General features: G+C 43.0%; 12 protein-coding genes and 1 other RNA gene. 1 reads left to right on the forward strand and 12 read right to left on the reverse strand.

Annotation, left to right across the window (positions count from 1 at the left end; all coding sequences use genetic code 11):
* Positions 1–8 precede the first annotated feature (8 nt).
* The 8 genes from G593_RS0104990 to G593_RS0105030 all read right to left on the reverse strand — a co-directional run bounded on the left by G593_RS0104990 (position 9) and on the right by G593_RS0105030 (position 8,280).
* Positions 9–530: a hypothetical protein gene (locus G593_RS0104990; RefSeq protein ID WP_005331888.1), complete on the reverse strand. Its 522-nt coding sequence runs from the start codon at positions 528–530 to the stop codon at positions 9–11.
* A 12-nt stretch (positions 531–542) separates the two neighbouring features.
* Entirely contained in the window at positions 543–1,103 is a 561-nt protein-coding gene (locus G593_RS0104995; RefSeq protein WP_005331887.1) for a hypothetical protein, read from the reverse strand.
* A 339-nt stretch (positions 1,104–1,442) separates the two neighbouring features.
* The gene (locus G593_RS0105000) at positions 1,443–1,955 is read right to left on the reverse strand and encodes a tRNA (cytidine(34)-2'-O)-methyltransferase (RefSeq protein ID WP_005331883.1); all 513 of its coding nucleotides are present in this window, start codon (positions 1,953–1,955) and stop codon (positions 1,443–1,445) included.
* A 252-nt stretch (positions 1,956–2,207) separates the two neighbouring features.
* Positions 2,208–3,374 carry an aminotransferase class I/II-fold pyridoxal phosphate-dependent enzyme gene (locus G593_RS0105005; RefSeq protein WP_005338049.1) on the reverse strand — a complete coding sequence of 389 codons (1,167 nt, stop codon included), beginning with the start codon at positions 3,372–3,374 and terminating at the stop codon, positions 2,208–2,210.
* Positions 3,374–3,865 (reverse strand): Lrp/AsnC family transcriptional regulator, encoded by a 492-nt coding sequence (locus tag G593_RS0105010; RefSeq protein ID WP_005338050.1) that lies wholly within the window; start codon positions 3,863–3,865, stop codon positions 3,374–3,376. The genes G593_RS0105005 and G593_RS0105010 overlap by 1 nt, the downstream gene beginning before the upstream one ends.
* A 27-nt stretch (positions 3,866–3,892) precedes the next feature.
* On the reverse strand, positions 3,893–4,762 hold the full coding sequence (locus G593_RS0105015; protein ID WP_029730973.1) for an AIR synthase-related protein: 870 nt from the start codon (positions 4,760–4,762) through the stop codon (positions 3,893–3,895).
* Between the two features lie 114 nt (positions 4,763–4,876).
* Positions 4,877–6,394, reverse strand: a complete 1,518-nt coding sequence (locus G593_RS0105020) for a VanW family protein (RefSeq protein ID WP_242827037.1) — start codon at positions 6,392–6,394, stop codon at positions 4,877–4,879.
* 137 nt (positions 6,395–6,531) lie between these two features.
* Positions 6,532–8,280, reverse strand: coding sequence for a B12-binding domain-containing radical SAM protein (locus G593_RS0105030; protein WP_029730975.1), 1,749 nt, complete (start codon positions 8,278–8,280; stop codon positions 6,532–6,534).
* Between the two features lie 159 nt (positions 8,281–8,439).
* Here G593_RS0105030 and ffs point away from each other — a divergent pair.
* Positions 8,440–8,703: signal recognition particle sRNA large type (gene ffs / locus G593_RS19310), an RNA gene on the forward strand.
* Positions 8,704–8,752: 49 nt separating this feature from the next.
* Here ffs and tadA read toward each other — a convergent pair.
* The 4 genes from tadA to G593_RS0105050 are packed head-to-tail and all read right to left on the reverse strand — an operon-like array spanning position 8,753 to position 13,094.
* Entirely contained in the window at positions 8,753–9,226 is a 474-nt protein-coding gene (tadA, locus tag G593_RS0105035) for a tRNA adenosine(34) deaminase TadA (RefSeq protein ID WP_029730976.1), read from the reverse strand.
* Between the two features lie 12 nt (positions 9,227–9,238).
* Positions 9,239–10,270 (reverse strand): hypothetical protein, encoded by a 1,032-nt coding sequence (locus tag G593_RS0105040; protein ID WP_029730977.1) that lies wholly within the window; start codon positions 10,268–10,270, stop codon positions 9,239–9,241.
* 35 nt (positions 10,271–10,305) lie between these two features.
* Positions 10,306–11,745, reverse strand: coding sequence for a deoxyguanosinetriphosphate triphosphohydrolase (locus tag G593_RS0105045; RefSeq protein WP_029730979.1), 1,440 nt, complete (start codon positions 11,743–11,745; stop codon positions 10,306–10,308).
* Positions 11,746–11,780: 35 nt separating this feature from the next.
* Entirely contained in the window at positions 11,781–13,094 is a 1,314-nt protein-coding gene (locus G593_RS0105050) for a hypothetical protein (protein WP_029730980.1), read from the reverse strand.
* Between the last annotated feature and the right edge of the window lie 180 nt (positions 13,095–13,274).

The following is a 13,274-nucleotide window of genomic DNA, read 5'->3' on the forward strand; positions in this document are numbered from 1 at the left end:
CTCTCCTGTTATAAGCTATATACGCGTTGCTGCACCTGATCAAAAAGACGTTTGAATTCCTTCTGTCCTTTTGACTGAACAAAACAGCTCTGGCGTTCAAGCAATTTTAATTTAATCGCATACCCGAATAAATATACGTCATCGAAAGTATGCAAGCCTACCAATGAATCAAGATTATCAAATTCATAATCCAACAAGATCTTCTCTGCTTCCAGCGGATTCTTTGCAGCCAGCGCTGCTCCTGCTACCTGTGCAGTCACAGAATCCTTATCATAGGATGCCAGATATGGTCTTCCCAGATTTACACTTCTCTGATAGTTGAGTTCGCTCATAAGATTCTTATAAGAGGCAGCCCACTCTTTCATGATTGGTCCCTCTTCTGACGAAAGTGTCAGGTTCTTTAAGCACTCATACTTTGATTCACTTACATTTGACTGGCACATGCCAAGAAATTCCTCATAGGAAAATGGCATCTCCCCGTCTGTTCTCAGGTCCGGCAGGCTTGATATCAAGTAATAATATGAAGCCATAGGCACCTCCTGTTAGAAATCGAGATCTCTGAAGTATGGCATCAGCATCTGCATGATCTCATCATCAGAACAGTCGAAATAACCTGAACCGTCTTTTGCAGCCAAACGGAATCCTGCTCGAACACCCTTTGTAGGTCTGATCTCAAGTCCATTCTTGATCTCTTCTGCAAGTTCTGCTTTGAGTGAATCGTTCACTTCTGAAACTTCAACTGCATAATTCTTCACATCTTCATCTGATACTACAGCGTGGATCAGCTTTCCAAGAGCTGCGTCTGAGAGATTGTTCTCAATCTTTGCTGAAAGAATCTTTTCAAATTCAGCCTGTACCTCAGTTTTGAATGCAAGCATAGCATCTCTTTTTGCCTGCTCTGCACTGATTGCAGCGCTTTCTTTAAGAATACCGATCTCTTTTTCTGAAGCTTCCTGAACACTCTTAGCCTCAGCCTTCGCATCTGCTACAATTGTTTCTGCTTTTTTCTTAGCTTCTGAAATAATTGCTTCTGCTTCTGCATTAGCCGCCTCAATTCCGTCTTTGCGGATTGACGAAACTAAGTCTTGAATCTGTAATTCCATAAGTTCACTTCCTTTTCTTTATTTTCTTGGTTCTGTTATGCCACAGCATCTGCTGTTATGGCATTTTTCGGACTTTTAATTCTTCTTTCAGGCTTTCATCCCATTGTCCGTGTCTGGGACTCAGCAGTATAAAGCTTCCCCAAGCTTCACATTAAGAACTCCAGAGGTTTTTCGTTCCCCCTTCTTCTCAATGGCTGCTTCTGCCGTTTGCTCACCACCTCTCCCTTTAGATAGAATAAACCTTCTAATTGAAATTATAATATACCAAACCTGGAAAATCTATAAATTTATCATTTTTTCATATATTTACAGAGTGTTTTTATATTTTCATGAAGGCTATTATAATAGTTTCCCTGAGTCTCCCCAGTGTAATCTGTGCAGATGTCCTTCCAGATTCATCCCTGCAAAGCCATTTTGCCGCAGAGCTTCATAAAGAACAATCGACACGGAATTGCTTAAGTTTAAAGATCTGATATCACCCACCATCGGAATTCTTACACAGTCTTCCTGATGTTGTACCAAAATCTCCTCCGGTATCCCCGCACTCTCTTTTCCGAACATAATATAGCAATCCGGTTCATAACTCACTTCCGTGTACACCTTCGGTGCCTTGGTCGTCGCCATGTAGATCTTTGCTCCTGGATTGCGTTCCAGAAAATCCGCATAATCAATGTATGTAGTCACATCCAGACTTCCCCAGTAATCCATACCGGCCCGTTTCAGGTTTTTCTCATCCAGACGAAATCCTAATGGTTCGATCAGATGTAATCTGGTATTAGTTGCCACACATGTGCGTCCGATATTCCCAGTATTCGCTGGTATCTCCGGTTCGTGCAGTACGATATTTAGCATTTATCTATCACCTTTCTGCATTTATTCAAAAAAACTATTTGTACAAAATTGTACTTAATTTTGTACAATAAGTCAATGGTTTTTCTAGTAAAAATGTGTTTTTCTTTCTATCCTAATTGATATTTTTTGCATATTATGAACAAATTACTTGCAGAAAGAGACATACCTGTATGCTTGCAGATATGTCTCTTCCCTTTCATTTTTTCTTTATTTTCAGGCTTTATTAGCATTTTTTTAACAATATCAAAGCCTCTATTTTTTTCTCAGTTTTTCGATAAAATGATTTACCCGTCCGAGCGCTTCTTTCAAATCGTCCAGTGAATATGCGTAGGAAATTCGGATATATCCTTCTCCACTTGCACCAAATGCACTTCCCGGAACAACTGCGACCTTCTCCTCTTGAAGCAGTTCCGTCGCAAATTCTTCAGACGTCATCCCAAACTCCTGAATGTTCGGGAACACATAAAATGCTCCAAATGGCTCAAAGCAACGAAGCCCCATTTCTTTAAACGTATGCATAAGATAACGTCTTCTCTCATTATATGCTGTGCGCATCTTCTGGATCTCATCATCACAGTTCTTCAATCCCTCGATTGCTGCATACTGACTGTTTGTCGGTGCACACAGGATTGCGTACTGATGGATCTTCACCATCTGCTCCATGATGATCTGCGGTCCGCATATGTATCCCAGTCTCCATCCCGTCATGGCAAGACCTTTTGAGAATCCATTTACGACCAGCGTCCTCTCCCGCATACCAGGAAGGGATGCAATGGAAACATGGTCTGTCTTATAAGTCAGTTCTGAATAAATCTCATCAGACAATACATAGAGATCATATTTCTCTACAAGTTTGGCAATCGGTTCCAGGTCTTCTTTTGTCATGATCGCACCGGTCGGGTTATTCGGGAACGGAAGCACCAGAATTTTTGTCTTCGGTGTGATTGCAGCTTCCAGTTCTTCTGCCGTTAGTTTGAATTCATTCTCCTCTTTCATCGGAATCGGCACCGGCACACCATCTGCCAGCGTGACACACGGTGCGTAGGATACATAAGACGGCTCAGGCACAAGCACTTCATCTCCCGGATTTAGCATAGCACGCATGGTAAGGTCAATTCCCTCACTTCCGCCAACCGTTACCATAACCTCATGCACATAGTCATAACGCACATGGATCTTTCTGTCCAGGTAGTTGCTGATTTCCTGACGCAGTTCCTTAAGTCCTGCATTTGACGTATAAAATGTACGTCCTTTTTCCAGAGTATAGATTCCTTCCTCCCGTACTCTCCAAGGAGTGTCAAAATCCGGCTCCCCCACTCCAAGGGAAATTGCATCTGGCATCTCGCTTACAATATCAAAAAATTTACGGATACCTGACGGTGCAATGCCGGTTATTTTCTTAGATAATGGATCTCTCATTATGGCATCACCGGTATCCTTTCTTCTTTTTTCTCATGTTTCAGGATCGTTCCATGATCCTTATATTTCTTTAAGATGAAATGTGTCGTTGTTCCTACTACACCTTCCAGAGTCGATAACTTCTCTGATACGAATCTTGATACTTCCATCAGTGTCTTTCCGTCAATGCTGACAAGGTAATCATAAGATCCGGAAATCAGGTAAACTGCAGTTACTTCCGGATAGTTCACAATACGGTCAGCCATATGGTCAAATCCACGCTCTCTCTGCGGGGTCACGCGAACTTCGATCAATGCATTCACAAAACCTCTTCCGGCTTTATCCCAGTCAATCAGTGTATGGTAACCACAGATAATTCCTTCTTTCTCCATGTCTGCAATTTCATTTGCAACAGAAATTTCGTCTGTCCCAAGTAAAATTGCGAGTTCCCCAAGATCAGCTTTGCTGTTCTTTTCCAGATGTTTTAATATCTCACTACGAATTTCGTTCATCTTAAACCTCCACTTTGGAGGATTCTGCTATATCTTCATCAATTCGTCCGGAGCAGGACGGTCGATATAGCGGATGTCCTCCCCATTCTGTATTATTTTGTCATTATTATCCGTAAGGCGTCCGATCACAGCCGCCTCTGTCTCCTCTTTTCGAAGCGCATCTGCCAGTGCTTCCCCGTCATCACATATCATTAATATGTTTCCCGTGGAAGCAAGCTGATACGGATTGAGCTTGTAATATTCACAAATCTCGATTGTTTCCTGTCTCACAGGCATTGCCTTGAGATCCACTACAAGTCCGGTATCAGCTTCCTTAGCCAGTCTGTAAAGTGCGGCAAAGATACCGCCTTCTCCAACCTGGCGCATGACAGATACGCCTCCGGCTTTTGCAACCCTGATTTCACGTTCTGCGAAGATGGTCTCTCGGAATTCCTCTACCTGATGCAAAAAAGTTCCGGAAAAACGCTTTCCAAGTTCTCTTCTTTTTTCATCCAGGATACGAAGAGTTCCCTCCAGGCCAATCCATTTTGTAAGGACAATGTCCTGACCGGCTCGCATCGTCTCCTTGTTCCACGCCTGCTGCTTTACATCAGCCGACAAAGCGTTCACCTGTACAAATGTACATGCTGCCCAGGCTGCGCGGATAATCTCCGGCTCCCAAAACGTCTGACCGTGTTCTCTTGCGCAGCGCGCGGCTTCAGCTTTCACATCATAAAGATGCTTTTTCTTTTCTTCCAGCGGTGCACAGACTCTGATTTCCATCTGATCCACTCGTTCCGCCTGCGTCAGCACTTCATTCATTGCCGCCGCAATTGCATATCTTCCTATCTGTTTTGAATTTCCGTAAGCTGTTGCCATCTCACTGACCACACAGCCATGTTCTGTCTCAAACTTCATATCTTGTCTGTTCACCTCCTGTCTTTTATTTCATTTATTTTCTCATTGATTTCCTGATTTTCAAAAAAAATAAATCTGTCCTTTTTACCCGGTAGAAAATTCCTCCCGGCATTCTTACTGCTCAGACGAAGATTCCATGGAACTCGCCTCGCTAATCGCCGCCTGTATCTTTGCTTTATCCTGTGTTGAGACTGCTTCTTTCACAACCGCTGCCGCACTGCTGTTCTTTGTCTTGATTCCTACAGAAATGGTTTTGTCCGCTTTGCTGTAAGTACTTTCGTTAATGACATCTTTGCTCACCTGCTTACCATTCTCATAGACAATCTTCCAAAGTTTTACTTCTTTCCCCGTATGTGCACTTCCGGTCACTTCCATCTCTCCAAGCTCCAGTTCCGCATCTGCTTTATACTTGACTCCCGGCTCTTCTGTCGATACCTCTTCCGACTCAAATTCAATCTTTCTTGTCTTATCTCTTGTCTCTTTTCCGTAAATTGCAAAACAAAGCTGATTATCGTCATCAATCTCTCCAAAAATGTAAATCGGAGTATCATAGTTATTTTCAAACACAAAATCTTTCGTGTCACCGGCAATTGCCGCATCTCTTGACGGCGGTACATAGGACACCAGCATCGAGTGTGGATACCGTTTTACGACTTTCAATTCAGAGAATAGCACTGCATTGTAGAGTGTCGTGGAAACCTGACAGATGCCACCGCCATATGTATCTACGACCTGACCATTCTCATAAGAACCTGCCTGCACATATCCATGTTCTTCATCATATGGTGCTGTTACATCGTGAACCGAAATCTGTTCTCCCGGCATCACGACTGTACCATTCAGTTTCTCCACACCATTTTTCAGATTCTTCCAGCGTTCTCCGCCTCCGGCATCTGTAGAAAATGAGCCAAGTTCATCCTGTATCGTGGACAGATCCGCCTCTGTCACACTTGGCTGTTCTTCTTTTACCTTTGCCTCCATGGCGAATGATCCATGATCCCAGGAGTCATTTAAATGCTTCTTAATTGCTTTTATAGTTCCACTCTTATCTACGGTCTCGCCAATTTCCTCTTTGTTAATCTGAAGTCCGCTTCCACTTTTCGTAATGGTCGCATTCTGTGCGTGCTTTGCAAATGGAACTGCCCGTTCTTCCAGAATATTCTCCGCCGCTTTCTGATCCAATGTATATTCCGGGCTCAGGACAACTTTTTCTTTAGATAGTTTACGAAGGCTCTTATATCTTCCAAAAAGTCCGCCGCTTTTTCCATAGTCCATGGCAGCCTTCACATTCGCCTTCACGTCTGCGTAATCAAATCCACATTCCTCAAGTGTCGCTTCTGCCTTCTGACCTTCCACAGTCAACGATACCGTCTGCTTCTGATCTGCTTTCTTCTGACCGGCCAGTTTCTCTAGTGCCTCTTTTTTTGAAAGCCCGGACAGATCTACGGTTCCGACATAGATATTCTCTGCAATCTTATCCTCCGGAAACTGTGATACATAGTGATGAAACGCGCCACAGACAATTCCAAGTATCAGAATACAGCCTGCAAGACAAAATCCTGCAATCCTGATTCTGCGTCTTCTCATTCTCGCCTGTTTCCTGGTCATTCTCCTGCGTCTTCTTCGCGCCATCTTATTTTCTGCATCCTTTCCGGTTTATTCTAGGCCATCATATAAGGGATAATCATCGTTGCCACCATCGCGACAATCACAACAAGTACTACGATTGAAATGATTCTCCTTGTCTTTTTATCATTGAAATTCATTCTCTATCCTCTTCTTTCCAACGAATCTTTCTTTATCATACACGTTCTCGCTTCCTGATTCAATGGATTTCGAAACTTGTAATCAAAAAGTAACATTTTCCCCATATGCGGGAAATATTCCAGGTGCGTCATCTTGCGCATCTGATTTCTATCAAACTGTTCATATCCCGGCAAATGCTTTCGTTCTTTTTCCTCTTCTTCATAAAATGCTCTGACAAACCGCTTGTCTGTTGCATCTTCGCCTGCAAATTCCGGACGGCTCTTCGCATTTTCCCTGAGATAATAATCATAAGTCAGAAGTTCCCGCATTACGTCTGCCTGCTCTGGATATTTTTCTTTCACAAAATCCAGCACAATCTCATACCGGGCGCTTCTTCGGTGCTGAATCCCCATGTAATCATGCTCTTCATAATACTGCCACAAATCTTGGTACATCTGATATGCAGATGCATAGTTTTCCACCAACGCTTCCACTACATGGGTGAATTGTCCACTATTATAGTAGATTTCCACCATTTCTTCAATCCCTTTCAGCTCAATTACATCTGAATATGGAAGCCATTTTGTAGAAAGTACTTCATACGGCGGCTCTTCTTTATATCGCAGCTCATATTCCTGCTGCATCTCCTGCATATACGAACCTTTTAACACTTTCAGAAAACCAAGCTGTAACTGGTCCGGGCGCATGCTGTAGACATCATCAAATGACTTTCGAAAGCTTTTTATGTCTTCATACGGAAGTCCTGCAATCAGATCCAGATGTTGATGGATATTTCCCTTTTCTTTTATCCTTGCCACATGCTCACGGACTTCCTCAAGCCTCATTGTTCTTCGAATCTCCCGAATCGTATCCGTATTCGTAGACTGCACCCCGATTTCCAGCTGAATCAGTCCCGGACGCATCTGCCGGATCAGTCTGATTTCCTCATCATTCAGCAGATCCGCCGCAACTTCAAAGTGAAAATTCGTGATTCCATTGTCATGCTCTTGAATATATTTCCAGATTGCCATAGCATGGTCATGTTTACAGTTAAATGTACGATCTACGAACTTCACCTGCGGAACCTTATAATCCAGGAAAAACTGCAGTTCATTAAACACCAGATCCAGGCTCCGGAATCGAAGCCGCTTATCAATCGAAGACAAACAATAGCTGCATGAAAATGGACACCCCCGGCTCGTCTCATAATAAATAATCTTGTTCTCGAACTTTTTCATATCGTGATAGACAAATGGAACCTCACTCAGATCCATTGGCACACGCCACGGCCGCTCACAGATTGTCCCATCCGGACATCGGAATGTAATCCCGTCTATTTGCTCCAGCGATAATTCTGATGTTTCGGAACGCTTCCCATACACTTTACATAATTTTGCAAACGTCTTCTCTCCTTCCCCTTTCATCACACCAGTCAGTTCCGGCAGCCTCCCCAAAGTCTCCCGGGAGTCATAGGACACCTCCGGTCCCCCTGCCCAGATGATTACATCTTTCATAACTTTTTTCACATCCCGAATCATCGACTCCACATAATCCAGATTCCAGATATAACATGAAAAACAGATCATCTCTGCCTGTCTCCTATAAATATCTTTTAAAACCTCATCTCTATTCTGATTAATCGTATATTCCGCCAGTTCTATCTGAACATTCACATCCTGCGGCATATTCTTTTCGGCATATGCCCTCAGACAATACACGGCAAGGTTCGAATGTATATATTTCGCATTGATCGCGACAAGTAAAATCTTCATAAATATATGCTCCTTTTCGAACGATTATACCACCTGAAATCAAAAAGGGACAGGTTAAAGTTCAATTGGGGACGGGGTTTTTTGAAAAAGAACCGGGGTAAAACTGAAAAAACCCCGTCCCCAATTGACTTTTCCACCATCTTCCGTTATAATATGGACTTGTGCAGCCGGGGTGGTAGCGGTACCTTGAACCTGCAATCCGCTATAGCAGGGGTGATGTTGTGCCGAGGGCATTGGTCTGGTGAAGCCGCCCCTGGTATGTGGCGTTGATATCTGGGTCTTACGCGACGAAAATCCATGAACCGTGTCAGGTCGGGAACGAAGCAGCACTAAGTGGAATCTTTCGGGTGCCGTAAGGGTGCCTGGGTTGAGTTTACTGCCAGGGTAACGTTCGTTGGATCATGTTCGACGCACAACGCACGAAAAAAATATTATTCGTGCACAAATAAAAGCAATAATCCGTAACTTTGGATTATTGCTTATTTTTTTTACGTTTTTCCCTCAGTTCTTTAAAAAATGTTTTCATCATCTGACTGCATTCTTCTTCCAGAACCCCTGTTGTAAGCTCTACCTGATGATTGAACTGCGGCATCTGCAACAGATTTAATATAGATCCTGCGCATCCTGCCTTTGGGTTCATGCAGCCAACTACAACTCTTGTCATTCGAGATTGAACAATTGCGCCGGAGCACATCTGGCACGGCTCCAGAGTCACATACATCGTACATTCTTCCAGCCGCCAGTCTTCCATTTTCTTACTTGCTTTACGAATTGCCTGAAGCTCCGCATGAGCCAGTGTATTTTTATCGATTGTTCTTCGATTATATCCGCGAGCAATAATTTTGTCCTGATACACGATTACACAACCAATCGGAACTTCTCCGATAGCATATGCCTTTTTCGCCTGTTTGATTGCCTCCCACATATATTTTTCATCTGCAGTCATTTTTACTCCTTACTATCTCGGCGGTCTTCGCACCTGCCGGCACCAGTAGCCGAATTGCTGATTTTCATTTCTTTCCTGTGGTTCAAGCGTCACATTCACATCTGCTTCTGCAATAAATTCCGGAAATCCAAATGTTGCCGCCGCTCTTGCTTCCCGTTCATGATAAATGCCAGGAACTCCCAGCTTTAATTGATTACCTTCGTCGATCAGAACAAGATGCCGGTAATTATAATATCCATGAAGCAGAAAATTATTATTGGCAAGTTTCCACTCGCATCGTGGCAGGATACTGATTTCTCCACGCTGGATTTTCATGATCTGCCGCCGGAAATTTTGCAAATCTATGTCTCTATCGTCTTTTTTCAGATCTTTTTTCTCCGAGGATTCTTCTACTGTTTCCTGTTCTTTTTTCTCCGGGAGCTCTTCTACTGTTTCCTGTTCCTTTTTCTCCGAGGATTCTTCTACTGTTTCCTGATCTTTTTTCTCTGGCTGTTCTTCTTCCAGATTTTCTGTCTCTTCATCGTCCCCGAACCGCGTTTCTACCTCTGCCTCTTTTTCGTCTATACTCTTAGTACTCTTAGATTCCCCGGCGGTTTTATCACTATCGAATTCTTGAAAGACCTTCGCCTTCGCAATATCAAGGTCTCCATACATTTCCTCATTCCAAAGCGCTACATAAAATGCTTCCTTGGGATCACCAAGACCAAGCCCACAAATGTCGTCTTTTTTCTCACACGTCTGACCGACACTCTGCTCTGTCTTTCCATAGCCAGCTCTTATCAGTTCTTCTGTATAGCAAAAACATCCCCCGCAGGAAATCATTCCAATCTGTATCTCTCCTGCCGGAACGAAAAGTATATTTCCCATCTCAGAATCCAATTTTATAAGATAACAGGAAATGTTTTCATTGCTTTTTCCACACAGCCCTTTCCCATGTACAGAAATCGTTGTTTCTTTCCCATCTTGTTCAACTTTTACAAACCCGACATTTCTTTTTTTCTGATTCCCTTCATATTCATACAGATATCGAATAAACCTCTTCAATCCTATCCGTCCTGACTTGTATCATTTACCACAGTCTATTCTGTTCCACTCAAAAACATTCCTCGCATTTCCTGATAAAGACGCATTGCATAGCTGTCCGTCATTCCACATATATAATCTGTCACAAGCAGAATCCTCAAATACAGTTTTTCCGCCTCCGTCTTGCCCTCTGCCTGACAATGATATGCCCGCTTATAGTTATCAGAAATAAATGACACAATCCTAAGATCCATGGAATTTAATTTCTGCGACGGGTCATCATATTTGATGATTGCTGTCATAAACTTATCCAAAAGGTCACTCAGCATGACAGATTCTGTCACTTCCATTCGATAAATAGGTTCCGATGTAAAGACTTCTCTGTATGCCAGGTCACCAAGAAGCTGCATCAGCCTCTCACAGTAAGTACCGTAAAACAGATCATACTTATATTCACCCTTCATAATTGCATCATAATTCGATGTAAACCCATAAGTTGCGCAGTTGATCACAAATCCCTGCACACGGATGATCCAGTTCTTTACTGCATAATCCTCTGGATTTGCCACATGCATCTCTTTCCCCCGAAAATATAACTCTTCCAGCTTATCCGCCGGGCGAAATATATTCGTTTCCTGATGATACATCCTTTGCAGTTCCTTAAGTTCCTCCAACAATGTATGATAACTTAAGTACCCTTTTACAAATGCATCCTCGATATCCGCAGTCTTATATGCAATGTCATCTGCCGCCTCTAATATAAACGTCAACGGATGCCGACAGCCATTCGTTCCAGTCTCCCTCTCGATCTCACGGAACATTTTCTCATCTGCCAGATAATATCCCATCTTGCGCGTCTTAATATCCCCGGAATCCAAGTCGATTCCTGTGGACGGCACCGGATATTTTACAATGGTGCTCAGAAGCGCATACGTCAGGTTCATACCTCGCTCATCCACCAGAAAATGCAGTTTCGTCACAAGCCGGAACGCCTGTGCATTTCCTTCAAAATGATACAGATCCTCTACCATCTGCCGGCTCATCACTTGTTCCATCGGCTTTCCATGATATGTCATAAGTGGCAGCTTCCGTTCGAACCACTCCCGGATCACATCTTCTCCAAAATGCCCAAAGGGCGGATTCCCGATATCGTGAATCAGCCCTGCGCATTGCAAAATATTACATATATCTTCTTTCATCTGTGGTGTAAACTCAGAATCTTTTTTGTAAACTAAAATATTTTCTCCGATGTTCTGTCCAAGAGATTTTGCAAAAGAAGAAACCTCCAGAGAATGAGTTAGTCTTGTCCGGATAAAATCACTTTTATCCAGTGGAAATACCTGTGTCTTATCTTGAAGTCTTCGAAATGAAGCACTGCCAATAATTCGATGGTAATCTTTTTCAAATTCACTCCGCAAGTCTGAACTTTTAGCATTTCTCCCTCTCGTCTGTCCACCACGACATCTCTTTGCCGACAGAAGTTCTTCCCATCTCATCTTCTTATTTCTCCTCACAAATGATCTACTATTACTTAATCCAGATAAATCGGAGGCTCGTAATCCTTGCCGAGAAGCGCTTTCTTGCGCTCCTGATATCCAAGGAATGCCCACTCTGTCATGTCGGTCCACTGATGATCACTTCTGTCATAGACCTGGACATAACCGATTCTCTTTGGATGCATTCTCACACTGTTGGATTCATATTCCATGCCCGTATATGGGTTGATATCACCCACATTTTCTTCTTCCGGAGCTTCCCAATCCTGTGCGGTATCAGCAAACTCTTCTTCCATATCCTGTTGATTTTCCTCAACATATTCTTCGTATGCCTGCTCCTCTTCCTGATACGGTTCTGACTCCTGATACTCTTCAGCTTCCTGATATTCTTCCAGCTCCTGATGCTCTTCAGCTTCTTGATATTCTTTCGGCTCCTGATATTCTTCTGACTCCTGATACGGTTCTTCTGATACAGCCTCTTCTGTCTTGTCTTCCGGCTGCGCCTGATTCATCGCAGATTCTGCCTCCAACTGTTCTGTGGCAGCTTCCTGCTTGTCCTCATGAACCGCCTCTGCTTGCTTTTTCTTACGGCGCGGGAAATAAGCCCTCCAGCCACGTGGCTTCTCCTGCTCTTTTTCCTGTTCCTTTTCTCGCTCTCTTTCTCTTTCTTCTCTGTCTTCTCTTGCCTTCTTCTCTTCAGCCTCTATCGCAGCCATTTCTTCCAGAATATCCTTCACATCCTCCTGCTTGTTGTACTCAGGAACTTCCGAAGACTGCGGCTCTTCTTCATATTCTGCCGGTTCTTCATATTCTGCCGGCTCTTCATATTCTGCCGGTTCTTCATATTCTGCCGGTTCTTCATATTCTGTCTGGTCTGCATATTCTGATGTTTCTTCCATCTGATCTAAATCTTTATGGATATCTACCAGTTCTCCAATTGTAATATCACGTTCTGCTCCAGATATGCCAAATTCCCTTGCTTTTACCGGCTGTTCTTCCTGTACCTGCTCTGGTTCATCATACTCCAGATTCAGTGTCAGCTGTTGTGGTTCTTCATCTATAATAATATTATTTTCAGATCGCTTATCGATTTTGATATTTTCACGGGTTGTATATTCACTATCCGCATTCTCTTCCAGTATACTCAGATGAAATGGGCACTCTAATATAGATGCAATTAAACGCATGTCCTGTTCCTGAAAATTATCTCTGGCCAGTCTCTGCGTCAGATTCTGTCTGGACATTTTCTTTCCTGTTCGTTCTTCAATCATCTCCGCTAGCTGCTTGATCGTCATATCTTTACGGTTCAGAACGATTTTGACCTGTTCCCCAAATGTTAACTCTAACATCGCATTTCCTCCTTATTAAATTTCCCTTACTCTCCCTTGAGAATTTTCTGTCTTTGTAAACTTTTTTGTTGCTAGATAAACCCTTATTTTTCCTCTTTCATTTTAGCAAATGCCCTGTATCAAGTCAACTTAATTAAACTGGAACATAATGAGAGATATTTTCATAAAACCCATTGACAA

Source organism: Dorea sp. AGR2135, from assembly GCF_000420885.1.
Classification (GTDB): domain Bacteria; phylum Bacillota; class Clostridia; order Lachnospirales; family Lachnospiraceae; genus Dorea; species Dorea formicigenerans.